General features: G+C 67.7%; 24 protein-coding genes. All 24 read left to right on the top strand.

Annotated elements, in window-relative coordinates:
* Window positions 1–189: acyl-CoA dehydrogenase family protein (locus AC1RQC_RS31655; protein WP_492885629.1), on the top strand; the 189-nt coding region annotated here is incomplete at its 5' end.
* Between the two features lie 161 nt (window positions 190–350).
* On the top strand, window positions 351–2,195 hold the full coding sequence (aceK, locus tag AC1RQC_RS31650) for a bifunctional isocitrate dehydrogenase kinase/phosphatase (protein ID WP_492812823.1): 1,845 nt from the start codon (window positions 351–353) through the stop codon (window positions 2,193–2,195).
* A complete protein-coding gene (can, locus tag AC1RQC_RS31645; RefSeq protein ID WP_416050198.1) occupies window positions 2,192–2,863 on the top strand; it encodes a carbonate dehydratase in 672 nt (223 codons plus the stop codon). Before aceK ends, can begins: the two co-directional genes overlap by 4 nt.
* Window positions 2,864–2,955: 92 nt before the next feature.
* Complete coding sequence (locus tag AC1RQC_RS31640; RefSeq protein WP_492812825.1) at window positions 2,956–4,152, top strand: acetyl-CoA C-acetyltransferase; 1,197 nt, start codon at window positions 2,956–2,958, stop codon at window positions 4,150–4,152.
* Window positions 4,153–4,236: 84 nt separating this feature from the next.
* Window positions 4,237–4,917, top strand: a complete 681-nt coding sequence (locus AC1RQC_RS31635) for an SDR family oxidoreductase (protein ID WP_416050200.1) — start codon at window positions 4,237–4,239, stop codon at window positions 4,915–4,917.
* A 48-nt stretch (window positions 4,918–4,965) separates the two neighbouring features.
* Complete coding sequence (locus AC1RQC_RS31630) at window positions 4,966–6,096, top strand: acyl-CoA dehydrogenase family protein (RefSeq protein WP_492832995.1); 1,131 nt, start codon at window positions 4,966–4,968, stop codon at window positions 6,094–6,096.
* Between the two features lie 97 nt (window positions 6,097–6,193).
* Complete coding sequence (locus tag AC1RQC_RS31625; RefSeq protein ID WP_492374272.1) at window positions 6,194–6,898, top strand: 2-hydroxychromene-2-carboxylate isomerase; 705 nt, start codon at window positions 6,194–6,196, stop codon at window positions 6,896–6,898.
* Window positions 6,895–7,584: an HAD family hydrolase gene (locus tag AC1RQC_RS31620; protein ID WP_416050202.1), complete on the top strand. Its 690-nt coding sequence runs from the start codon at window positions 6,895–6,897 to the stop codon at window positions 7,582–7,584. The genes AC1RQC_RS31625 and AC1RQC_RS31620 overlap by 4 nt, the downstream gene beginning before the upstream one ends.
* Complete coding sequence (locus AC1RQC_RS31615; RefSeq protein WP_492885627.1) at window positions 7,581–8,006, top strand: YchJ family metal-binding protein; 426 nt, start codon at window positions 7,581–7,583, stop codon at window positions 8,004–8,006. Before AC1RQC_RS31620 ends, AC1RQC_RS31615 begins: the two co-directional genes overlap by 4 nt.
* Window positions 8,003–8,692 carry a glutathione S-transferase family protein gene (locus AC1RQC_RS31610; protein WP_492374273.1) on the top strand — a complete coding sequence of 230 codons (690 nt, stop codon included), beginning with the start codon at window positions 8,003–8,005 and terminating at the stop codon, window positions 8,690–8,692. Before AC1RQC_RS31615 ends, AC1RQC_RS31610 begins: the two co-directional genes overlap by 4 nt.
* 63 nt (window positions 8,693–8,755) lie before the next feature.
* Window positions 8,756–9,658: a dienelactone hydrolase family protein gene (locus AC1RQC_RS31605; RefSeq protein WP_492885625.1), complete on the top strand. Its 903-nt coding sequence runs from the start codon at window positions 8,756–8,758 to the stop codon at window positions 9,656–9,658.
* A gap of 273 nt (window positions 9,659–9,931) precedes the next feature.
* On the top strand, window positions 9,932–11,419 hold the full coding sequence (gene bioA, locus AC1RQC_RS31600; protein WP_492374275.1) for an adenosylmethionine--8-amino-7-oxononanoate transaminase: 1,488 nt from the start codon (window positions 9,932–9,934) through the stop codon (window positions 11,417–11,419).
* The gene (gene bioF, locus AC1RQC_RS31595; protein WP_416050206.1) at window positions 11,409–12,626 is read left to right on the top strand and encodes an 8-amino-7-oxononanoate synthase; all 1,218 of its coding nucleotides are present in this window, start codon (window positions 11,409–11,411) and stop codon (window positions 12,624–12,626) included. Before bioA ends, bioF begins: the two co-directional genes overlap by 11 nt.
* Window positions 12,623–13,345 carry a dethiobiotin synthase gene (gene bioD, locus AC1RQC_RS31590; RefSeq protein ID WP_492374276.1) on the top strand — a complete coding sequence of 241 codons (723 nt, stop codon included), beginning with the start codon at window positions 12,623–12,625 and terminating at the stop codon, window positions 13,343–13,345. Before bioF ends, bioD begins: the two co-directional genes overlap by 4 nt.
* Before the next feature lie 57 nt (window positions 13,346–13,402).
* On the top strand, window positions 13,403–14,449 hold the full coding sequence (gene bioB, locus AC1RQC_RS31585) for a biotin synthase BioB (RefSeq protein WP_492374277.1): 1,047 nt from the start codon (window positions 13,403–13,405) through the stop codon (window positions 14,447–14,449).
* A gap of 97 nt (window positions 14,450–14,546) precedes the next feature.
* Window positions 14,547–16,589, top strand: coding sequence for an acetyl/propionyl/methylcrotonyl-CoA carboxylase subunit alpha (locus tag AC1RQC_RS31580; protein WP_492885623.1), 2,043 nt, complete (start codon window positions 14,547–14,549; stop codon window positions 16,587–16,589).
* Between the two features lie 95 nt (window positions 16,590–16,684).
* The gene (locus AC1RQC_RS31575; RefSeq protein ID WP_492374279.1) at window positions 16,685–17,626 is read left to right on the top strand and encodes a 2-hydroxyacid dehydrogenase; all 942 of its coding nucleotides are present in this window, start codon (window positions 16,685–16,687) and stop codon (window positions 17,624–17,626) included.
* 119 nt (window positions 17,627–17,745) lie between these two features.
* Entirely contained in the window at window positions 17,746–18,681 is a 936-nt protein-coding gene (locus tag AC1RQC_RS31570; protein ID WP_183032151.1) for a hydroxymethylglutaryl-CoA lyase, read from the top strand.
* A 25-nt stretch (window positions 18,682–18,706) separates the two neighbouring features.
* Window positions 18,707–19,222: a YbaK/EbsC family protein gene (locus tag AC1RQC_RS31565; protein WP_492830281.1), complete on the top strand. Its 516-nt coding sequence runs from the start codon at window positions 18,707–18,709 to the stop codon at window positions 19,220–19,222.
* A 69-nt stretch (window positions 19,223–19,291) separates the two neighbouring features.
* The gene (locus AC1RQC_RS31560) at window positions 19,292–19,540 is read left to right on the top strand and encodes a DUF1289 domain-containing protein (protein WP_492830283.1); all 249 of its coding nucleotides are present in this window, start codon (window positions 19,292–19,294) and stop codon (window positions 19,538–19,540) included.
* Window positions 19,541–19,573: 33 nt separating this feature from the next.
* Window positions 19,574–20,260, top strand: a complete 687-nt coding sequence (locus AC1RQC_RS31555; protein WP_492830285.1) for a 2-hydroxychromene-2-carboxylate isomerase — start codon at window positions 19,574–19,576, stop codon at window positions 20,258–20,260.
* Window positions 20,261–20,279: 19 nt separating this feature from the next.
* Entirely contained in the window at window positions 20,280–21,212 is a 933-nt protein-coding gene (locus tag AC1RQC_RS31550; protein ID WP_492374284.1) for an MBL fold metallo-hydrolase, read from the top strand.
* A 72-nt stretch (window positions 21,213–21,284) separates the two neighbouring features.
* The gene (locus AC1RQC_RS31545) at window positions 21,285–21,881 is read left to right on the top strand and encodes a GatB/YqeY domain-containing protein (RefSeq protein WP_492374285.1); all 597 of its coding nucleotides are present in this window, start codon (window positions 21,285–21,287) and stop codon (window positions 21,879–21,881) included.
* Between the two features lie 109 nt (window positions 21,882–21,990).
* Window positions 21,991–22,599 carry a GNAT family N-acetyltransferase gene (locus AC1RQC_RS31540; RefSeq protein ID WP_492885621.1) on the top strand — a complete coding sequence of 203 codons (609 nt, stop codon included), beginning with the start codon at window positions 21,991–21,993 and terminating at the stop codon, window positions 22,597–22,599.
* Window positions 22,600–22,606: the final 7 nt, after the last annotated feature.

Raw genomic sequence — 22,606 nt, 5'->3', positions numbered from 1 at the left:
CTCTATACCGCCGAGAAGGCCACCTGGATGGCCGGCGAATCCGTGCAGATCCTGGGCGGCAACGGCTATATCAACGAATACCCGGTCGGCCGCCTGTGGCGCGACGCCAAGCTGTACGAGATCGGCGCGGGCACCTCGGAAATCCGCCGCATGCTGATCGGGCGCGAGCTGTTCTCGCAAACCATGTGATGCCGGCGCAGCACGCGGCCGGGCGCGGCGCCGCAAGGCGGCAGCGCCAGCCTAAGTGCCCCACCGCCCACGCCGAATTGACCGAAAGAGCACTCGCCCGGCCGCCGAACCAATTTACAATCTCCGGAAACCACCTCCAGCCTTAGTCACCGGTCTGCGACATGTCCCACTTCCCCAAGCTGCTGTCCTCGCAGATCGCCTACGACGTGGCCCGGACCATGCTGGACGGGTTTGACAAGCATTACCGGCTGTTCCGCGAAGTCAGCCACCTGGCCAAGCTGAAGTTCGAAGCGGCCGACTGGCTCGGCCTGCAGCAACTGCAGCGCGACCGCATCGACTTCTACAACGAGCGGGTGCGCGAAACCAGCGTGATCCTGGAAGACGAATACGACGCGGAAAATATCGAGGACGAGATCTGGCAGCAGATCAAGCTGCACTACATCGGGCTGCTGACCAACCATCACCAGCCGGAACTGGCCGAGACCTTCTTCAACTCGGTGTGCACGCGCATCCTGCACCGTTCGTACTTCAACAACGACTTCATCTTCGTGCGCCCGGCCATCTCGACCGAGTACATCGAGAACGAGGAGTCGCCCACCCGGCCGACCTTTCGCGCCTACTATCCGGGCAGCCGCAAGGGCATGGCGGCGTGCTTCGAACGCATCGTCCATAACTTCCAGCTCGAGCGGCCGTTTGACGATCTCACGCGCGATATCGGCTATGTGGTGCGCGCCGTCACCGAGTATTTCGGTGACTTCCGCATTGCGCCGAATTTCCAGATCCATGTGCTGTCGTCGCTGTTCTTCCGCAACAAGTCGGCGTTCATCATCGGCCGTATCCTGAATGCCGATCGCACCTTCCCGCTGGCGATTCCCATCGTGCACACGCCCGATGGCAAGCTGTCGCTCGATACGGTGCTGCTCAAGAAGGTGCAACTGCTGATCCTGTTCTCCTTCACGCACTCGTACTTCATGGTCGACATGGAGATCCCGTCGGCGTACGTGACCTTCCTGCGCGACATCATGCCGCGCAAGCCGCGCGCGGAGATCTATACCTCGCTGGGCTTGCAGAAGCAGGGCAAGAACCTGTTCTACCGGGACTTCCTGCATCACCTGCAGCATTCGTCGGACAAGTTCATCAGCGCACCCGGCATCAAGGGCCTGGTGATGCTGGTGTTCACGCTGCCGTCGTACCCTTACGTGTTCAAGGTGATCAAGGACTACTACCCGGCGCCGAAGGAGACCACGCGCGAGCTGGTCAAGTCGAAGTACCAGCTGGTCAAGCAGCACGACCGCGTCGGGCGCATGGCCGATACGCTGGAGTACTCCGACGTGGCCTTCCCGCTGTCTCGCTTCGACGATGCGCTGGTGCGCGAGCTGGAGCTGCATGCGCCGTCGATGATCGAATACCAGCGCGGCAAGGATGGTGGCGAGGAAATTGTCGTGCGCCACGTGTATATTGAGCGCCGCATGACGCCGCTGAACATCTGGCTGCAGGAAGGCTCGGATGCGCAGGTCGAGCACGGCATCGTCGAGTACGGCAACGCCATCAAGGAGCTGATCGCTGCCAATATCTTTCCCGGCGACATGCTCTACAAGAACTTCGGCGTGACGCGCCACGGGCGCGTGGTGTTCTACGACTACGACGAGATCGAGTACATGACGGACACCAATGTCCGCCACGTGCCGCAGCCGCGCAACGAGGAGGAGGAACTGTCGGGCGAGGTCTGGTACAGCGTCGGGCGGCACGACATCTTCCCCGAGACCTATCGCACCTTCCTGCTCGGCGACGCGCGCGTGCGTGCTGCCTTCCTGCGGCACCACGAAGATTTTTTCGATCCTGCCATGTGGCAGGCTCACAAGGACCGGCTGCTGGCCGGGCAAATCCATGATTTCTATGCCTATGATGTTTCTGAACGCTTTATCCATCGCTATGCCGCCGGCGGCGGCGACGCCGAAGCGCGCGCGCACGGCAACGATCCCGCACCCGCAAGGAGAGTCGCATGAGTGACGCTATCGCCCAGCTTTTCCGCAACAACCGCGAGTGGGTGGACCGCGTCAATGCGGAAGACCCGAGCTTCTTCATGCGCCTGGCCAACCAGCAGGCGCCCGAGTACCTGTGGATCGGCTGCTCGGATTCGCGCGTGCCGGCCAACCAGATCCTAGGGCTGGCACCGGGCGAGGTGTTCGTCCACCGCAATATCGCCAACGTCATCGCCCATAGCGACCTCAACGCGCTGTCCGTGATCCAGTTCGCGGTGGAAGTGCTCAAGGTGCGCCACATCACCGTGGTGGGCCATTATGGCTGCGGCGGCGTCAAGGTGGCGCTCAAGCGCCAGCGCATCGGCCTGGCCGACAACTGGCTGCGCCATGTGCGCGACGTGGCCGACAAGCACGGCGCCTACCTTGGCACCATCACCCGCGAGGAAGATGCGCATACGCGCCTGTGCGAGCTCAACGTGATCGAGCAGGTCAACAACGTGTGCCAGACCACGGTGCTGCAGGACGCGTGGGACCGCGGGCAGCCGGTCACGGTGCATGGCTGGGTCTACGGCGTGTCCGACGGCCTGCTGCGCGACCTGGGCATGGCCGCCAGCAGCAACGACGAGCTGCACGCACAGCTTGAGGCCGCCTACCGCCAGTTCGGCGATCCGCCGCAAGCGTCGATCCGCTGAACATCGGTCATCAGTCGTCGGCAAGTACAGAGAGATTCCCGGAAGAGCCAACAATCGCCGCCAGCCAGCGCCCCAATCATTGGAGACACACCATGCATGATCCCGTAGTCATCGTATCCGCCGCCCGCACCCCCATGGCGGCTTTCCAGGGCGAGTTCGCCACGCTGACGGCGCCGCAGCTCGGCGCCGCCGCCATCCGCGCGGCGGTCGAACGCGCGGGCCTCGCGCCGGAGCAGATTGAGGAAGTGGTGTTCGGCTGCGTGCTGCCCGCGGGCCTGGGCCAGGCGCCCGCCCGGCAGGCAGCGCTGGGCGCTGGCCTGCCGCTTGGCGTGGCTTGCACCACCGTCAACAAGATGTGCGGCTCCGGCATGCGCGCCGCCATGAATGTGCATGACGCGCTGATCGCGGGCGCGTTCGAGATCGGCATCGCGGGCGGCATGGAGAGCATGACCAATGCGCCGTACCTGGTGCCCAAGGGCCGCGGCGGCTACCGCATCGGCCACGGCATGATCTTCGACCACATGATGCTCGACGGTCTGGAAGACGCCTACATCAAGGACGAAAAAGGCGGTGGCCGCTCGATGGGCACCTTCGGCGAGGACTGCGCGGCCAAGTACGACTTCACCCGCGCGGCGCAGGACGAGTTCGCCATGGAGAGCGTGCGGCGCGCCCAGCAGGCCACCGAGCGTGGCGACTTCCGCTGGGAGATCGCGCCGGTGACGGTGCCGGGGCGTGGTGGCGACACCATCATCGATACCGACGAAGGCCCGCGCCGCATCAAGGTCGACAAGATCCCATCGCTCAAGCCCGCTTTTGCCAAGGACGGCACCATCACCGCCGCCTCGTCGTCATCGATCAACGACGGCGCTGCCGCGCTGGTGATGATGCGCGAATCCACCGCCAAGCGGCTCGGCCTGGAACCGCTGGCCCGCCTGCTCGGCCACACCTCGCATGCGCAGGCGCCCGGCTGGTTCACCACCGCGCCGGTGGAAGCGATGAACAAGCTCTACCGCAAGCTCGGCTGGACTACCGACAGCGTCGACCTGTTCGAGATCAACGAAGCGTTCGCCGTGGTGCCGATGGCCGCCATGCACGACCTTAAGATCCCGCGCGACAAGGTCAACATCCACGGCGGCGCCTGCGCGCTGGGCCACCCGATCGGCGCCTCGGGCGCGCGCATCATGGCTACGCTGATCGGTGCACTGCGCAAGACCGGCGGCAAGCGCGGCGTGGCCAGCCTGTGCATCGGCGGCGGCGAAGCCACCGCGGTGGGGCTGGAGATCGTCTGAACCCGCGGCATCGACCGCAACTGAGCAGCTGCCGCCACCGCGCGGCAGCCAGGCCGCAAACGATATAGAAGAAGGAGTACTGCCTTGCCAACCGCTCTCATCCTTGGTGCCTCGCGTGGCATCGGTCTCGAATTTGTGCGCCAGTACCGTGCCGATGGCTGGCGGGTGCTGGCCGTCGCGCGCAGCGATGACGGCATCAAGGCCATCGAAGCGCTTGGCGCGGAGGCGTTGCGCGCCGACCTGACCGACGCGGGCCAGGTCGCCGGGCTGGGTTGGAAGCTGGACGGCGAGTCCATCGACGTAGCGATCTACAACGCCGGCGTGATCGGCCCGCGCACCGAAGGCGCGCAGCCGGTCACCCGCGAAGACTTCGACAAGGTGATGCACGTCAATGTGCTGGGGCCGATGATGGCGCTGCCGTTGCTGCTGCCGCTGGTCGAGGCCGGGCGTTCGGGCAAGGGTGGCGTGCTGGCGGTGCTGGCTTCGCGCATGGGCAGCATCGGCACCATGGACAGCAACCGCAGCTGGCTCTACCGGGTCAGCAAGGCGGCGGCCAACGCGGCGCTCAAGGCCGCCTCGCTCGACGCGCGCCACGCTACCTGCCTGGCCTTCCACCCGGGCTGGGTGCAGACCGAGATGGGCGGTAAGGAAGCCGACCTCACGCCGCAGCAAAGCGTATCCGGCATGCGCGGCGTGATCGCCGGCGCGACGCGCCAGGATAACGGCGGTTTTCGCAACTACGATGGCAGCGTGATCCCGTGGTGAGCACGGCGTTCATGGTTCCCGACTCCGCTACCACCTTGGTGAATTGACATGCTGCTCACGCCAGAACAGGAAATGATCCGCGATGCCGTGCGCCAGTTCGTGCAGCAGGAGATCGCGCCGCACGCCGCCGCGTGGGATCGCGACAAGACCTTCCCGCAGGCGGTGCACCGCGAGCTGGCCGCGCTCGGCGCCTACGGCGTGGCGGTACCCGAGCAATACGGCGGCGCCGGGCTCGACTATCTCTCGCTGGCGCTGATCCTGGAAGAAATCGCTGCCGGCGATGGTGGCACCTCGACTGTCATCAGCGTCAACAACTGCCCGGTGTGCAGCATGTTGATGGCTTTCGCCAGCGAGGCGCAGAAGCAGCGGTGGCTGGTGCCTCTCGCGCGCGGCGAGATGCTCGGCGCTTTCTGCCTGACCGAGCCGCACGTGGGCTCGGATGCCGCCGCGCTACGCACCAGCGCGGTGAGGGATGGCGACGACTACGTGCTCAACGGTGTCAAGCAATTCATCACCAGCGGCAAGAACGCCGACGTGGCCATCGTGCTCGCGGTCACCGACAAGGCGGCGGGCAAGCGCGGCATCAGTGCCTTCCTGGTGCCCACCGCGACGCCCGGCTACATCGTCGCGCGGCTGGAGGAAAAACTCGGCCAGCATTCGTCGGACACCGCGCAGATCCTGTTCGAGGATTGCCGCGTGCCGGCAGCCAATATGCTGGGCGAGGAGGGCGCCGGCTACAAGATGGCGCTGTCCGGCCTGGAAGGCGGACGCATCGGCATCGCCTCGCAAAGCATCGGCATGGCACGCGCGGCGTTCGACGCGGCGCTGGCGTATGCCAAGGAACGCGAGAGCTTCGGCCAGCCGCTGTTCGCGCACCAGGCCGTGCAGTTCCGCCTGGCCGACATGGCGACCAAGATCGAGGTGGCGCGGCAGATGGTGTGGCATGCCGCGTCGCTCAAGGATGCGGGGCGGCCTTGCCTGAAGGAGGCCGCCATGGCCAAGCTGTATGCCAGCGAGATGGCCGAGGAGGTCTGCTCGGCCGCCATCCAGGTCTTTGGGGGCTACGGCTATGTCAGCGATTTCCCGGTCGAGCGCATCTACCGGGATGTGCGCGTCTGCCAGATCTACGAGGGCACCAGCGACATTCAGAAGATACTGATCGCTCGGGCGCTGGCCTGAGGGCGGCTCGCGCGCAGCACGGAACCAACCTGTTGGCGCATCATCGAATCACCGAAGCATTGAACCCAAACGGCCAGACGCCAGGAGCCCCCAGACAATGACTGCTGCCATCGATTTCTACTTCGATTTTTCCTCGCCCTACGGCTACTTCGCCAGCACGCGCATCGACGAGCTGGCGCAGAAGTACGGGCGCATCGTCGCATGGCATCCGATCCTGCTCGGCGTGGTGTTCAAGACCACTGGCAGCTCGCCGCTGCCGCAGGTGCCGCTCAAGGGCGACTATTCCTGGCGCGATTTCGAGCGCACCGCGCGCTTCCACAATATCGAGTACAAGCGTCCGACGCACTTCCCGTTGCCCACCACGCAGGCCGCGCGCGCCGTGCTGTGGCTGCAGAACCATCACGGCGACGATATCGCCACCGCGTTTGCCAAGTCGGTCTATCACGCCCTGTTCGTGGATGACATCAACATCGCCGAGCCGGCCGAACTGGTGAAGCTGGCCGAGCCGCTCGGCATCGACGCGCATGCCATGGATGCCGGCGCGAGCAGCTTCCAGATCAAGGACCAGCTCAAGGCCGAGATCGACGTGGCCATGGCCAAGGGCGTGTTCGGCTCGCCCTTTGTGATCATCGACGGCGAGCCGTTCTGGGGCTTCGACCGCTTCGACCAGATCGAAGCACACCTCAAGAGCAAGCGCCCGATGGCGCTGCGTGCCGTGCCGGGCATGGACAGCAATGCAAGCCATACCGAAAACAGCGCAGATAACAGCACAGATAGCAGCAAGGAAAAGAAACCCGCATGAATGCCAGCATCAAGCCGATCCGCCATCCCCGTTTCGACTGCGTGATTTTCGATTGCGACGGCGTGCTCGTCGACAGCGAGCCCATCGTCAACCGCGTGCTCAACGAGATGCTCAACGAGCTTGGCATCCGCATCTCGATCGAGGAATCCACCAAGTGGTTTCTCGGCCGCGCGGTGCGCGAAGAGCTCGACAACATCGCCAGCCGGCGTGGCGCGCCGCTGCCGGAAAACTGGCTGTCGGAATGGTTCGTGCGTCGCAACGCGGTCCTTGAGGCGGAAGTGCAGGCGGTGCCGCATGTGCGTGAGGCGGTGCGCGCGATCGTCGCGACTGGCTTGCCGGTCTGCGTGGCCTCGGGCGCGGATCGCATCAAGGTCAAGCTGCAACTGACGCGCACCGGCCTGGTGGAGCTGTTCCAGCAGGACGAGCGCGAGCATATCTTCTCGTCGACCGAGGTCGAGCGCAGCAAGCCGGCGCCCGACGTGTACCTGCTGGCGGCGCGCACCATGGATGTGGAGCCGGCGCGCTGCGTGGTGATCGAGGATAGTCCGACGGGCGTGACCGCAGGCGTTGCCGCGGGCATGACGGTGCTCGGCTACGCTGCGCGCAACGCGGCGCAATCGCTGCTGGCAGCCGGCGCAGTCACTACCTTCACCGATATGCGCGAGCTGCCGGGGCTGATCGGATGAAGGCGCGCGCGTCCGGCGCCGGCACTGGCGGCTGCCCATGCGGCGGGGGCGACTACGCCACCTGCTGCGGGCGCTTTCATCGCGGCGAGGCGCTGCCGTTCAACGCAGAGCAATTGATGCGCTCGCGCTATAGCGCCTATGTGCTGGGCGACGTGGACTGGCTGCGCCATACCTGGCATCCATCTACCTGCCCGGACGATCTTGCCGCGGACACGGACACGCGCTGGCTCGGGCTCGCGGTCAAGGCGCATGCGCAGCAGGACGAGACGCATGCCCAGGTGGAGTTCGTGGCGCGCTACAAGGTGGGCGGGCGCGCCTGGCGGCTGCACGAGCGCAGCCGCTTTGTACGCGAGCCGCGCAGCGCCGGCGAGGCGCCGCGCTGGCTTTATGTCGATGGCGAAATGCCGGGGGAGACACCATGACGGAATCGATGGCTGCTGCTGCTGCGCGGGACACGGAGTACCTGCTGTATGGCTTCGCACAATCCGGCAACACCTACAAGGTGGCATTGCTGCTGGAAACCGTCGGCGTGCAGCGTGGCCGCACGCTGTGGACGCCGCGCTTCGTCGACTACTTCAACGGCGAGACGCATGCGCCCGAGTACCGTGCCATCAACGAAATGGGCGAGGCGCCGGTGCTGGAGTTCGATGGACAGCGGTTGTCGCAATCGGGCGCCATCCTGGACCTGCTCGCGCAGCGCCTCGACGCCTACGGCCCTGCCAGCGAGGCCGAACGCTCCGAGGTCTTGCGCTGGCTGCTGTTCGACAACCACAAGTTCACGTCGTACACCGCAACCTACCGCTTCCTGCGCACCTTCACCAAGGCACCGAACCCGGCGGTGCTGCAGTTCCTGAGGCAGCGCTGCGAGGGCGCGTGGAACGTGCTCAACACGCATTTGTCCGGGCGAGCCTACGTGCTGGGCGAGCGCCCGACCATCGCGGATTTCTCGCTGGCCGGCTACGTGTTCTACGACGACGAGATCGGCGTGCACTGGCGCAAGGAGTATCCGCAACTCCACGCCTGGACCGAGCGGTTGCGTGCGCTGCCGGGCTGGCGTCATCCGTACGACCTGCTGCCGGGGCATCCGTTGCCCAAGCGCACGGCCTGAGGCGGCGGGCAGCAGGCAAGCGGCGCTTCGCGCGGCAGGGGCAAACCAAGGAGCAGGCAAATCATGAGGTGGATGCAACGACTGGCCCTGGCCCTGCTGCTGACCCTGCCATTCGCCGGGGCGATGGCGCGGGCGCCATCCGCGAATCAGGCCACGCAGGCACCAGAGGCGATCACCGCCATCATCCCCGGATCGTCTGAGCAGGTCGCCATGGTTCCCAAGCCCGGCGTCATGTTCTCGCTGGAGCTGGAAACCACTATCTTCAAGCCACCCGGCGACGGCCCGTTTCCGCTGGTCGTGATCAATCACGGCAAGGCGCTGGGCAAGCCAGCCTTCCAGTCGCGCGCACGCTACCTCGTGCAGAGCGCGGAATTCGTCAAGCGCGGCTACGTTGTGGCGCTGCCGATGCGCCAGGGCTTTTCCAAATCCGGCGGCGCCTATATCGGCGGCGGCTGCAATGTCGAGAGCAACGGCCTGGTGCAGGCCGAAGACGTGGTGGCCACACTCGAATACATGATCAAGCAGCCCTATGTGGACAAGTCGCACATCGTCGTGATCGGCCAGTCGCATGGCGGGCTGACCACCATGGCATTCAGCACCATCGCCTATCCGGGCGTGCTGGGCGTGATCAATTTTGCCGGCGGACTGCGCGACGAGTCCTGCAGCCGCTGGGAATTCAACCTGGTGGACGCGTTCGGCGACTACGGCAAACAGGCGCGCTATCCCTCGCTGTGGCTGTACGGCGATAACGACAGCTACTGGCCGCAGCCCCTGCCGGCAAAATTCTTCGAGGCCTATACCGCGCAGGCGCATGGCCCTGCCGCTAACGCCCGCATGGTGGACTACGGCACATTCGCGGGCGACTCCCATACGCTGTTCGGCGCCCGCGCGGGCGTGCCGATCTGGCTGCCGGAGGTCGAGCGGTTCTTCAAGGAGATCGGGCTTTCGTTCGATCCGCAGCCATGATGCGTGATTATTTTCGATAGACGGATGGAATCGCGCGCCGCATCCGGCTGCGCAGGGTGGAGATAGGCGCACGCAAGTGTCGGGATACGAGGCGGTTAGGTACTTCTTCGTGCTTTGTCGTTCAACGTGTCGTCAACGTGTAAATCCGGCGCTGTTTGCCAATTCACCAGGTAGCTCCCTACCATGACTCTCCCCAACCCGCACGCAAGTGCCGCCACGCCAGGCTTCGCCGGCCTGGGCCGGCCAGCGCGCGGTCAACAAAGGAGGGTTTCCTTGGAAGACCAGTCCAATTCCGCGTCCCTGGCGCCGAGCGCGCATCTTGCCCAGCCCACGCTGGGCGAGCGCAGCTTGCGCGCGGTATGGCATCCGTGCACGCCGCTGCGGCCCGATGCCGGCGAGCCGCCGCTCGCCATCGCCCGCGGCGAGGGCCCCTGGCTGCACGACACCGACGGCCAGCGCTATTTCGACGCCACCAGCTCTTGGTGGGTCAATCTGTTTGGCCACGCCAACCCGGACATCAACGCCGCGCTGCGCGAGCAGCTCGATACGCTCGAGCACGTGATGCTGGCCGGCTGCACGCATGCGCCGGCGGTGGAGCTTGCCGAGCGCTTGTCGGCGCTGACCGGCGGCGCGCTCGGTCATGCGTTCTATGCCAGCGACGGCGCGTCCGCCGTGGAGATTGCGCTGAAGATGAGCTTCCACTACTGGCGCAACACCGGCCTGGGCGGCAAGCGCGAATTCGTCTGCCTGCGCCACGGCTACCACGGCGAGACCGTGGGCGCGCTGGCGGTGACCGATGTGGCGATCTTCCGCGATGCCTACGATCCGATGCTGATGAGCTCGCACGTGGTCATGTCGCCGGATGCGCGCCAGGCCGCGCCGGGCGAGAGCGCCGCGCAGGTTGCGCAGCGCGCGCTGGATGCGCTGGAGGCGCTGCTGCAGGCGCGCGGCGGCCAGATTGCAGCGCTCATCATCGAGCCGCTGGTGCAGTGCGCCGCAGGCATGGCCATGCATGATCCGCTCTACCTGGAAGGCGTGCGCGCGCTGTGCGACCGCTACCGCGTGCATTTGATCGCCGACGAGATTGCGGTGGGGTGCGGGCGTACCGGCACCTTTTTCGCGTGGGAGCAGGCACGCGGCGCGGCCGAGCCCGGCGCACCGCTGCCGGCGCACCTGTGGCCGGATTTCCTGTGCTTGTCCAAAGGCATCAGCGGCGGCTACCTGCCGCTCTCGCTGGTGCTGTCGCGCAGCGCGATCCAGCAGGCCTTCGTGGCCGAGGCGCGCGACCCGGACCGCGCCCGCAGCTTCCTGCACTCGCATTCCTATACCGGCAACCCGCTGGCCTGCCGCGCCGCGCTGGCCACGCTCGACCTGTTCGCCAAGCAAGACGTGGTGGCGCAGAACCGCCAGCGCGCGCAGTGGCTCACGCAGGCCATGGCAGGGCTGGCGGCGGATGCCCGGCTGCATCACGTACGCCAGCGCGGCCTGATCTGGGCCGCCGATGTGCGCGAAGAATACGCGGCCGACGCGGGCGAGTTCGCCGCGCGCTTCCATCATGCCGCGCGCAAGCACGGCGTGCTGATCCGGCCGATCGGCCGCACGCTTTACATCATGCCCCCGTACGTGTTCGACGCGGCGCTTGCGCAATGGCTGGCAGGCCAGCTGCAAGCCACGCTCGACACGGTACTCGCCGGCATGGACCAGAACAACAGCGCTGGCAACGGTACCGGCGCACCCACGGAGATACGCGATGCTGCTTGAGCACTTGACCCTGGCCGCCGCCGAGCGCGACGAAAAGGCACTGACGCGGCGCCGCCGCACCGCGTACTCCGCCTGTGCGCCGCAGCAAGCCGTGAGCGATGCCTGCGGCGGCGAGATGCACTCGTTGCTGACGTTCTGCAGCAACGACTACCTGGGCCTGGCCAACCATCCCGCGCTGATCGCGGCCATGGCCGAGGGCGCGCGCCAGTTCGGCGCGGGCAGCGGGGCCTCCCACCTGGTGAGCGGCCATTCGCTGGCCCACCACCGGCTCGAAGGGGAACTGGCGGCGTGGTTCGCGCCGAACATTCCGCACGCGGCCGCGCTCTACTTCAGCACCGGCTATATGGCCAACATGGCGGTGCTGACCGCGCTAGGCAGCGCCGATGCCACGCTCTTCTGCGAAGCGCTCAACCATGCCTCGCTGATCGACGGCGCGCGCCTGGCGCGGGCCGAGGTCCGCCGCTACGCGCATCGCAACGTGGCCGAGCTCGAAGGCTTGCTGGCCGCCAGCACCAGCCCGCTCAAGCTGATCGTCACCGACAGCGTGTTCAGCATGGACGGCGACTTTGCGCCGCTGGCCGAGCTGCTGACGCTGGCCGAGCGGCACGATGCCTGGATCATCCTGGATGACGCACATGGCTTCGGCGTGCTGGGCGAGCAAGGCCACGGCGTGCTGGAGCACCTCGCGCTGACGTCGCCGCGCTTTATCTATATCGGCACGCTGGGCAAGGCCGCCGGCGTGGCGGGCGCGTTCGTGGCCGCGCACGAGACCATCATCGATCATCTCGTCAACACCGCGCGGCAGTACATCTACACCACGGCCTCGCCGCCGGCGGTGGCGCACGCCCTGTCCGCCAGCCTGGCGTTGATCGCCGGCGACGAAGGGCGGCAACGCCGCGCGCAGCTGGATAAGCTGATCCATACGCTGCGCAGCGGCCTGGCCGGCCTGACGCGGGCGGCTGGCTGGCGCCTGGGTGAGAGCTCGACGGCGATCCAGCCGGTGATCGTGGGCGACAACGTGGCGGCGCTGGCACTGTCCGCGGCGCTGGAGGCCGACGGCATCCGCGTCGGCGCGATCCGCCCGCCCACCGTGCCCGTTGGTACCGCGCGCCTGCGCATCACGCTGTCGGCCTCGCATACCGTGGCCGATGTCGAGCGCCTGCTGGCCAGCCTGGCCAGCGTGGTGCCGCGCAAGGAGGCGTCATGATCGCCTGCTTTGTCACGGGTACCGACACCGGCATCGGCAAGACGCACGCTAGCGCCACCTTGCTGCACGCGCTGCGCGCCGCCGGCCACCTGGCCGTTGGCATGAAGCCAGTGGCCAGCGGCAGCGAATGGCGCAACGACCATTGGCACAACGATGACGTGGCGCAACTGCGCGCCGCCAGCGCGGTGACCGTTGCGCAGGCGCAGACGTGCCCGTTTTTGCTGCGCACGCCGGCTTCGCCGCACCTGGCCGCCGCCATCGAGGGCACGCGCATCACGCGCGAGCCGATCCGCGCCGCGTTTGCCGCGCTGCAGGCGCGGGCCGGCGCGGTGGTGGTGGAGGGCGTCGGTGGCTTTTGCGTGCCACTGGACGGCGCGCCGCGCGACCAAGGCGGCTGGGACACGGCCGACCTTGCCGTGATGCTCGGCCTGCCGGTGGTGCTGGTGGTCGGCATCCGCCTGGGCTGCATCAGCCATGCGCTGCTTACCGCCGAAGCCGTGCGCGCGCGCGGCTTGCACCTGGCCGGCTGGATCGCCAACCGCATCGATCCCGGCATGCAGCTCGCCGACGAGAACATCGACACGCTGCGCACGGCGCTAGGCGCGCCCTGGCTCGGCACGCTGCCGTGGCAGGTCGCGCCGGCCGAAGCCGCCAGCCAGCTCGCGCTGGCGCCGCTGCTTGCCGCTTGCCATGCCGCAGGCGATGGTGTCGCCGCCTGAGCGCGCACCGGACCAAGACTGAAAACACTGAACGAATTACCGGAACAGATCGCAAACATGACCGCAACCACCCACGCCGGCGAAACCGTCGCCACCATTTCCGCCGACACCCTGCGCCAGACCGCCCGCCGCTTTACCGAGCCCGCGCCCGCCACCAAGCCGGGCGACTGGACCGTCGCCGAGGTCGCCGCGCTGTACGCGCTGCCGTTCAACGATCTGCTGTTCCGCGCCCAGCAGGTGCACCGCGAGCATTTCGATGCCAACGCCGTGCAGCTCTCGACGCTGCTGTCGATCAAGACCGGCGGCTGCGAAGAGGATTGCGGCTATTGCCCGCAGAGCGCGCACCACGATGCCGGCGTCACCGCGGGCAAGCTGATGGCGCTCGACGAAGTGCTGGAAGCCGCGCGCGCCGCCAAGGCCAGCGGCGCTGGCCGCTTCTGCATGGGCGCCGCCTGGCGCAGCCCGAAGGAGCGCCACCTTGAGCCGGTCATCGAGATGGTGAAAGAGGTCAAGGCCATGGGCCTGGAGACCTGCGTCACGCTAGGCATGCTGGAAGCCGAGCAGGCGCAGCGCCTGAAGGACGCGGGACTGGACTACTACAACCACAACCTCGATACCTCGCCCGAGTTCTACGGCGAGATCATCGGCACGCGCACCTACCAGGACCGCCTGGACACCATCGGCCATGTGCGCGAGGCCGGTATCAACGTGTGCTGCGGCGGCATCGTCGGCATGGGCGAATCGCGCGAGGCGCGCGCCGGGCTGATCGCGCAGCTCGCCAACCTCGACCCGTATCCCGAGTCGGTGCCCATCAACAACCTGGTGGCGGTCAAGGGCACGCCGCTGGCCGACACCGCGCCGATCGACCCGTTCGAGTTCGTGCGCACCATCGCGGTGGCGCGCATCACCATGCCCAGCGCCATGGTGCGCCTGTCCGCCGGCCGCGAGACCATGGACGACGCGCTGCAGGCCCTGTGCTTCATGGCCGGCGCCAATTCCATCTTCTACGGCGACCGCCTGCTGACCACCGCCAACCCCCAGGCCGATCGCGATCGCGCGCTGCTGGCACGGCTGGATATCCGCACCGAGGGCTACGCAGGGTAAGCTGGCGGCAATGGCGGCGGCCAAGGGCCCATGGTCAATGGCCGCCGTCCCCGCAACCACACTGGCTGCGGGCAGAGGTTCATCAGGGGAGGGCGCCATGTTCAACAAGATCCTGATCGCCAATCGCGGCGAAATCGCCTGCCGCGTGGCAGCCACCTGCCGCCGCCTCGGCATCCGCACGGTAGCCGTCTACTCCGACGCCGACGCCAACGCGCGCCACGTGGCGCTGTGCGACGAGGCCGTGCATATCGGCGGCGCGGCAGCGCGCGACAGCTACCTGCGCGGCGACCACATCATCGAGATGGCCAAGGCCACCGGCGCGCAGGCCATCCATCCGGGCTACGGTTTCCTCTCCGAGAACGACGGCTTCGCAGAAGCTTGCGCCGAAGCCGGCCTCGTCTTTATCGGCCCGCCGGCATCCAGCATCCGCGCCATGGGCAGCAAGAGCGCGGCCAAGCGCCTGATGGAGGCGGCCGCGGTGCCGCTCGTGCCCGGCTACCACGGCGAGGATCAGGATGCCGCCCTGCTGCGCCGCGAGGCCGACCGCATCGGCTACCCCGTGCTGCTCAAGGCCAGCGCCGGCGGCGGCGGCAAGGGCATGCGCGTGGTGGAAGCCAGCGACGGCTTCGAAGCCGCGCTGGCGTCCGTGCAGCGCGAGGCCAGCGCCAGCTTCGGCGACGACCGCGTGCTGGTCGAGAAATACCTGACCCGCCCCCGCCATATCGAGATCCAGGTCTTTGCCGACACGCACGGCAACTGCGTCTACCTGTTCGAGCGCGACTGCTCGGTGCAGCGCCGCCACCAGAAGGTGCTGGAAGAAGCGCCGGCCCCTGGCATGAGCGAGGAACGCCGGCGCGCGATGGGCGAAGCCGCCGTTGCCGCCGCGCAGGCGGTAGGCTACGTCGGCGCTGGCACGGTGGAATTCATCGCCAACCAAGACGGCTCGTTCTACTTCATGGAGATGAACACCCGCCTGCAGGTGGAGCACCCGGTCACCGAGATGATCACCGGGCAAGACCTGGTGGAATGGCAGCTGCGCGTGGCCGCGGGCGAGCCGCTGCCGCTCAGGCAAGATCAGCTTCAAATCCACGGCCATGCACTGGAAGCCCGCGTCTACGCCGAAAACCCCGACAAGGGCTTCCTGCCCTCCACCGGCACGCTGCGCTACCTGCGCACACCGGCAGCGGTCACGTTCGCGCTGGGCCGGGACGGCAACGGCCCGGCTGGCGTGCGCATCGACTCCGGCGTGCGCGAGGGCGACACCATCAGCCCGTACTACGACCCCATGATCGCCAAGCTGATCGTGTGGGGCCGCGACCGCGAGGAGGCATTGGCGCGCATGGCGCAGGCGCTGGCCGAATACCGTGTGGTGGGCCTGTCCACCAATGTGGCTTTCCTGCGGCGGCTGGTGACCTCGCAGGCGTTCCGCACGGCGGACCTCGACACCGGCCTGATCGAGCGCAACCAGGCGGCACTGTTTCCGCCGGCCGCGCCCGTGGGCATGGAAGTGATTGCGCTGGCGGTGGCGGCGCTGCTGGATGCGCAAGCCCGCGCGCGCCGCGTGGACCCGACCGACGCGCACTCACCCTGGCAGCATGCCGGCGCATGGCGGTTGAATGGCGGGGAGCGGCGCGCCCTGCGTTTCTCGGTGGGTGGCCCGGCGGGCAGCCACATCGCCGATGTGACGCTCGCCACCGATGCGCGCGGCAGCACGCTGTTCTTCGCCGACCAGGCCGCGCCGTTCCGGGCGCAGTGCGCGGCGGACGATATTCGTGTCGATCTCGGCACGCGGCGCGCCCGTGGGCAGGTCCACGCGGAAGGTGATACCTTCCATGTATTCAGCGGCCACCGCCATGTGGCCCTCACCTGGATCGACCCGCTCGCGCATGCTGCCGAAGGCGAAGGCGAAGGCGAGGGCGGCAAGCTCACCGCGCCCATGCCCGGCAAGGTCATCGCGGTCATGGTCCAGGCCGGCAGCCGGGTCGCGCGCGGCGCGCCGTTGCTGGTGATGGAGGCCATGAAGATGGAGCACACCATCAGTGCGCCGGCCGACGGCGTGGTGGGCGAGGTGCTGTATGGCGTGGGCGAGCAGGTCGGCGAAGGCGCGCAATTGCTGTCCTTCGAAGCCGGCAACGGCTGAGCCGCCCCTTCAGGCGGCGCCCGCTGCAAGAAAACCGCAGGCCACGCCTATCCTCTGCGAAAATAGAAGAGAAAGAAGACCAGAGTGGAGATGAGATGAAGTTGCAGTTGTATGTACCGGACGGCCGTTACCAGCCCTGGATCGACGGCTTTGCCGAGGCCCTGCCCGAAGCGCAATGCCTGACCTGGGAAGACAGCAAGAACGAGCAGGTCGACTACGCCGTGGTGTGGCGCCCGCCGCTCGAGATGCTGCGCGGGCGTACCGACCTGAAAGCCGTGTTCAACCTGGGCGCCGGCGTGGACGGCATCCTGAGCCTGCGCGACACCGACCCGGACGCGCTGCCGGCCGGCGTGCCCATCGTGCGCCTGGACGATGCCGGCATGGCAGCGCAGATGATCGATTACGTGACACACGCGGTACTGCGCTATTTCCGCCGCCTGGACGAGTACGCGCTGGCCCAGCAGGCCGGCACCTGGCGCTTTCTCAAGCCGCATCGCCGCGCCGATTTCACCGTGGGCGTGATGGGCGTGGGCACGCTCGGCGCGCAGATCGCGCAGGCGCTGGCCGGCTTCGGCTTCCCGGTGCGCGGCTGGAGCCGCACGGCGCGCGATATCGAAGGGGTGCAGGGCTTTGCCGGCGAGGCTGGCCAGGCGCCGTTCCTGGACGGCCTGCGCGTGCTGGTCAACGTGCTGCCGCTCACGCCGGAAACCGAGAACATCCTGGATGCCGGCCTGCTGGGCAAGCTCGCCAAGGGGGCCTACCTGGTCAACGTGGCGCGCGGCCCGCACCTGGTCGAGCAAGACCTGCTGGCCGCCGTGCAGTCGGGACAGATTGCCGGCGCCACGCTCGACGTGTTCCGCACCGAGCCGCTGCCCGCCGAGCATCCGTTCTGGGCCGAGCCACGCATCACCATCACGCCGCATATCGCGGCACTGACGCTGCGCGAAGACAGCGTCGCCCAGATCGCGGCCAAGATCCGCGCGCTGGGCGCGGGCCAGCCGATCGCCGGCGTGGTCGACCTGCAACGCGGCTATTGAGCAAGCCGGGCGCCGGGGCGGAGCATTTCCGCCGCGAGCCCGAGCCCAATGTCCGCACATTAGTTGAATGGCGCGCGCGGCAAGACGCGCGTGCCGCTACCAGACAGCGAGGAGACATCATGACCCTGCCCCACTATGTAAAAGTCGTAGAAGTCGGCCCGCGCGACGGCCTGCAAAACGAGAAGGCCATGGTGCCGACCGAGGTCAAGGTCGACCTGATCAACCGCCTCAGCGACGCCGGCTTCGTCAATATCGAAGCCGCTTCCTTCGTCTCGCCCAAATGGGTGCCGCAGATGGCCGATGGCGCCGACGTGATGGCGCGCATCCAGCGCCGGCCGGGCACGCTGTACTCCGTGCTCACGCCCAATATGAAGGGCTTCGAAGGCGCGGTGGCCGCGTCCGCGGACGAGGTCGTGATCTTCGGCGCCGCCAGCGAGGCGTTCTCGCAAAAGAACATCAACTGCTCCATCGCCGAATCCATCGAGCGCTTTGCGCCAGTCGCCGCCGCTGCCAAGGAGAAAGGCCTGCGCCTGCGCGCCAGCATTTCCTGCGCGCTGGGCTGCCCCTACCAGGGCGAGGTGCCGGTGCACGCGGTGGTGGACGTGGTGCGCCGCATGCGCGATCTCGGCTGCGACGAGATCGACATCGCCGACACCATCGGCGTGGGTACGCCGGGCCGGGTGCAGGAGGTGATGCACGCGGTGGCCGCCGAATTCCCCATCGACCGGCTCTCCGGCCATTTCCACGATACCTACGGCCAGGCGCTGTCCAATATCCTGGCCAGCCTGCAGGTCGGCATCTCGATCTTCCACGCCTCGGTGGCAGGCCTCGGCGGCTGTCCTTACGCCAAGGGCGCCACCGGCAACGTGGCCACCGAAGACGTGCTGTACATGCTGCACGGCATGGGCATCCACACCGGCGTGGACCTGGAGCAGGTGGTGCGCGCGGGCGACTTCATCTCGCAGTCGATCGGCCGCGCCAACAGCTCGCGCGTGGGACGCGCGCTGCTGACCAAGTGGGGCGCCGCCGCGGACGCCGCGCCTGCCTGCGTATAAGGCCTTTCATCCGAACCCTATCGACATGAACTCTCCCGACACCGCCAACGACACCGCCGCGCTGCCCGAAGCGGCGCAGCGCGTGGCCGGCCTGCTGGCCGGCCTTGGCCACGACAAGCCCGTGGTCATGCTGCCCGCCACCGGCAAGACCTCGGCCGAGGCAGCGGCCGGCCTCGGCTGTTCGGTGGCCGAGATCGCCAAGTCCATCATCTTTCGCCGCGTCGCCGACGATGCGCCGGTGCTGGTGATCGCCAGCGGCAGCAACCGCGTCGACGAAGCCAAGGTCGCCGCCGTGGTGGGCGCGCTCGGCAAGGCCGATGCCAGGTTCGTGCGCGAGAAAACCGGCTACGCCATTGGCGGCGTCTGCCCGATCGGCCACGCGGTGGCGCCCGTCATGCTGCTCGACAGCGACCTGTTCCGCTACGACAGCCTGTGGGCCGCCGCCGGCCATCCGCACGCCGTGTTCAACCTCACGCCCCAGGAGCTGCAGCGCATGACCGGGGCCGAGGTGGCCGACGTGGCGCAGCGCCAGTCCGCATGAAGCCGCTGCTTGTACGCGTCGTGCGCGTCAGAGGCGTCATGCGCGGCATCCCGGGCGAGGGCTGAGGCGATGTCGCAAGCCACCCGCCTCGCCGCCGAGCTCACGCGCGGCGCGCAAGCCGCCCAGCGCGCGCAGCCCGTGCCGTCGCCGTGCCGCAACGTGTGCCGCATGGACGCCGCGAGCGGCTATTGCGAAGGCTGCCTGCGCACCATCGAGGAGATCGCCGCATGGTCCGGCAGCGACGAGGCCGAGCGGCGCAGGATCTGGCTGCTGCTGCCGCAGCGCGCCGCGGCGTTGGCCGCAAGGGCGGCGCCATGATGCATCCCACCCGCAACGTAGCGTGACCCGGCCATGACAACCGCCATCGACTGGTACTTCGACCCGATCTCGCCGTTCGCCTACCTGGCGTTCGAGCGCTTGCCCCGGGCCTTGCCAGCCGATGTTTCGGTGCGCTACGTGCCGCTGCTGTTTGCGGGGCTGCTGCGCCATTGGGGCAACGTCGGCCCGGCCGAGATTGCGCCCAAGCGCCGCTTTACCTTCGAGCACGTTGCCTGGATCGCGCACCGCGACGGCACGCCGCTCGCCATGCCCGCCGTGCACCCGTTCAATCCGCTGCCCTTGCTGCGCTTGGCGGTCGCGCTGGAGCTCGAAGGCCGGCTCTCGCACGCCACGCTGGCACCGGTTTTCCGCTTCGTCTGGCAGCAAGGCCACGTGCCCCAGCAGCAGGCCGAGTTCGACGCGCTATGCGGTGCGCTGGGCGTACCTACCGCAGCGCTGGCGCAAGATGCGGTCAAGGCGCGCCTGCGGGAAAACGGGGACGAAGCGCTGGCGCGCGGCGTGTTCGGCGTACCTACCGCTGCGCTGCAAGGGGATACCGAGGGGCAGTTGTTCTGGGGCCTGGATGCGCTCGACATGCTCACCGCGCGGCTTGCCCAGGATCCTTTCTTTGCCTCGGGCGCATTCCGTGCCGCCGCCGCATTGCCGGTTGGCGCGGGGCGAGCCGATGCACCGCCACCTCCCACGCCGCGCGCTGACTAGCTGATTTGCCGACACCCCAATGCCAACCACTTTCACGCCTCCAAACCTGCCCGGCACCATGCGCGTTTTCGAGCGCGGCTGGCTATCCGCCAACAACATCCTGTTTGTCGATGGCGATGACACCGCGCTGGTCGATTCCGGCTACGTCACGCATGCGCCACAGACGCTGGCGCTGGTCGAGGCCGGCCTTGGCGGGCGGGCGCTGCGGCGCCTGGTGAACACGCACCTGCACTCCGACCACTGCGGCGGCAACGCCACGCTGCAGCGCCGCTGGCAACCGCGCACGCTGATCCCCGCCGCGGAGGCCGAGGCGGTGCGCGCGTGGGACGTGGACGCCCTCAGCTACCGCGCCACCGGTCAGCAGTGCGACCGCTTCACCTTCGATGACGTGGTGCAGGACGGCGACACCTTGCGCCTGGGCGGGCTCGACTGGCAGGTGGTAGGCGCGCCCGGCCACGATCCCCATGCCGTGATGCTGTTCGCCCCGCAAGAAGGCATCCTGATCTCCGGCGATGCGCTGTGGGAGAACGGCTTTGGCGTGATCTTCCCGGAACTCGACGGTGAGAGCGGCTTCGCCGAGCAGGCGGCCGTGCTGGCGCGCATCGCCACGCTGGATGTGCGCGTGGTGATTCCCGGCCACGGGCGGCCCTTCACCAACGTAGCGGCCGCGCTTGACGTTGCTGATGGGCGGCTGGCTTACCTCAGCGCCGATGCCGGGCGTAATGCCACGCATGCCATCAAGGTGCTGGTGAAGTTCAAGCTGCTTGAGCAGCAGCGCATGCGACGCGACGCGCTGCTGGCGTGGATGGCGCAGGCGCCGCTGATGCAGCGCATCCATGCGCGCTTCATGCCCGCGCAGGACATGGCGGCCATCCTTGAGCGGATCCTGGCGTCGCTGGCCGCCGCCGGCGCGCTGGCGGAGGAAGGCGGCGAGGTGTACAACCGGGATTGAGCGGTAACGCTGGTAATGCGGGCGCCACCATGCCCTGGCGCCAGTCCCTGACCCTTTGCGAGGAAACCGTCCATGCCTGCCTTTCCCGTCGCACTGCTTCACCCCCTGGTCGCGCATCTCTGCGCCTCGACGATCCACGCGCACGGCGCCGACCTCGAGATAGAACTGGCGCCATTCGTGCTCGGCGGCGCGCCGGTGCGCACGGCGATCCGGCTCGACGGCATGGACCTGCCCACCTACAGCCTTGAACAACTGGCGGGCACGCGCCTTGTCTTCCCGCTCAACCCGGAGCCCGGCTACATCGACGGCTCGCTCTACCTCGACGGCCGCCATCATGCGGTCGACATCCGCGAGCTGCGCTTTGGCGAGATCGACCCGCAAGGCTTGCCTGTGATGATCGAGGGCTGCATTCATTTCGACGACGGCGCCCGCTTCGACGACACGGCACTGAGCCTGGCCGCCCGCATCGCCCGTCCGCTGTCCGACGCGGAGATCGACGCGCTGATCGACCGCGCCGCCGCCGATGCCGGCGCTGGCTCGATCCGGCAGTCCGGCAAGGTGATGGCCGCGCTGAGCCGCCACCCGAGCCTGCGCCATGCCGACATGGCGCTGCTGCATGCGCGCGTGCAGGCCAGGCTGCTGATTGGCGAAGCCATGAGGCCGAGATGAGGCGGCCTGGCCATGACGCTCGCCGCACTGGCATGCAGGCCGGGCGCGTCATGCCCCACGATGCGCACGCCGGCAAGTTCCCGCGCTGACCGAGTCCCAAGGACGCACCATGCAAGCCCTTCACGGCCAAGGCTTCCTCCTTCGCCCCTTCCGCTATCCCGACGTGCCCCAGTTCGTGGCCGCCGTGCACGAATCACTCGAGACCGTGGGCAAATGGCTGCCGTGGTGCCACGCGGGCTATAGCGTGCGCGATGCCGAGAACTGGGTCGACCTGTGCACGCAGAGCATGGCCATCGGCGAGGCCTACGACATCGGCGTATTCGCCCCCGATGGCAGGGAGCTGTATGGCGGCGTCTCCATCAACCAGATCAACCGCGACTACAACTTCGGCAACCTCGGCTACTGGATCCGCCAGACCCGGCAGCGGCAGGGACTGGGCGCGCGCGCGGCAGAGCTGATGGCGTGCTATGCCTTTCACCGCCTCGGGCTGACGCGCCTGGAAGTGGTCGCCGCCGAGCACAACATGGTCAGCCGCGCCGTCGCGCAGAAGATCGGCGCGCAGTTCGAATGCATCGCCCGCAACCGGCTGGTGCTGCACGGCGTGCCGTGCTCGGCGGCGATGTACTCGCTGGTGCCGCCGTGGTACGGCAATGCCGGCGCGTCCAGGGACAAGGACAAGGGCAAGGGCAAGGATCAAGACAAGGGGGAGGTGAGATGAAAGGAGC

It is taken from the genome of Cupriavidus sp. GW822-FHT03E04 (assembly GCF_058801495.1).
The sequence above is the reverse complement of the archived record's forward strand: the minus strand, read 5'-3'. Positions and strand labels throughout refer to the sequence as shown.

Bases quoted from the DNA above. Each gene is read 5' to 3' on its own strand.
- aceK (WP_492812823.1), top strand. From the start codon at position 351: ATGTCCCACTTCCCCAAGCTGCTGTCCTCGCAGATCGCCTACGACGTG.
- can (WP_416050198.1), top strand. From the start codon at position 2,192: ATGAGTGACGCTATCGCCCAGCTTTTCCGCAACAACCGCGAGTGGGTG.
- AC1RQC_RS31640 (WP_492812825.1), top strand. From the start codon at position 2,956: ATGCATGATCCCGTAGTCATCGTATCCGCCGCCCGCACCCCCATGGCG.
- AC1RQC_RS31630 (WP_492832995.1), top strand. From the start codon at position 4,966: ATGCTGCTCACGCCAGAACAGGAAATGATCCGCGATGCCGTGCGCCAG.
- AC1RQC_RS31625 (WP_492374272.1), top strand. From the start codon at position 6,194: ATGACTGCTGCCATCGATTTCTACTTCGATTTTTCCTCGCCCTACGGC.
- AC1RQC_RS31620 (WP_416050202.1), top strand. From the start codon at position 6,895: ATGAATGCCAGCATCAAGCCGATCCGCCATCCCCGTTTCGACTGCGTG.
- AC1RQC_RS31615 (WP_492885627.1), top strand. From the start codon at position 7,581: ATGAAGGCGCGCGCGTCCGGCGCCGGCACTGGCGGCTGCCCATGCGGC.
- AC1RQC_RS31610 (WP_492374273.1), top strand. From the start codon at position 8,003: ATGACGGAATCGATGGCTGCTGCTGCTGCGCGGGACACGGAGTACCTG.
- AC1RQC_RS31605 (WP_492885625.1), top strand. From the start codon at position 8,756: ATGAGGTGGATGCAACGACTGGCCCTGGCCCTGCTGCTGACCCTGCCA.
- bioF (WP_416050206.1), top strand. From the start codon at position 11,409: ATGCTGCTTGAGCACTTGACCCTGGCCGCCGCCGAGCGCGACGAAAAG.
- bioD (WP_492374276.1), top strand. From the start codon at position 12,623: ATGATCGCCTGCTTTGTCACGGGTACCGACACCGGCATCGGCAAGACG.
- bioB (WP_492374277.1), top strand. From the start codon at position 13,403: ATGACCGCAACCACCCACGCCGGCGAAACCGTCGCCACCATTTCCGCC.
- AC1RQC_RS31580 (WP_492885623.1), top strand. From the start codon at position 14,547: ATGTTCAACAAGATCCTGATCGCCAATCGCGGCGAAATCGCCTGCCGC.
- AC1RQC_RS31575 (WP_492374279.1), top strand. From the start codon at position 16,685: ATGAAGTTGCAGTTGTATGTACCGGACGGCCGTTACCAGCCCTGGATC.
- AC1RQC_RS31570 (WP_183032151.1), top strand. From the start codon at position 17,746: ATGACCCTGCCCCACTATGTAAAAGTCGTAGAAGTCGGCCCGCGCGAC.
- AC1RQC_RS31565 (WP_492830281.1), top strand. From the start codon at position 18,707: ATGAACTCTCCCGACACCGCCAACGACACCGCCGCGCTGCCCGAAGCG.
- AC1RQC_RS31560 (WP_492830283.1), top strand. From the start codon at position 19,292: ATGTCGCAAGCCACCCGCCTCGCCGCCGAGCTCACGCGCGGCGCGCAA.
- AC1RQC_RS31555 (WP_492830285.1), top strand. From the start codon at position 19,574: ATGACAACCGCCATCGACTGGTACTTCGACCCGATCTCGCCGTTCGCC.
- AC1RQC_RS31550 (WP_492374284.1), top strand. From the start codon at position 20,280: ATGCCAACCACTTTCACGCCTCCAAACCTGCCCGGCACCATGCGCGTT.
- AC1RQC_RS31545 (WP_492374285.1), top strand. From the start codon at position 21,285: ATGCCTGCCTTTCCCGTCGCACTGCTTCACCCCCTGGTCGCGCATCTC.
- AC1RQC_RS31540 (WP_492885621.1), top strand. From the start codon at position 21,991: ATGCAAGCCCTTCACGGCCAAGGCTTCCTCCTTCGCCCCTTCCGCTAT.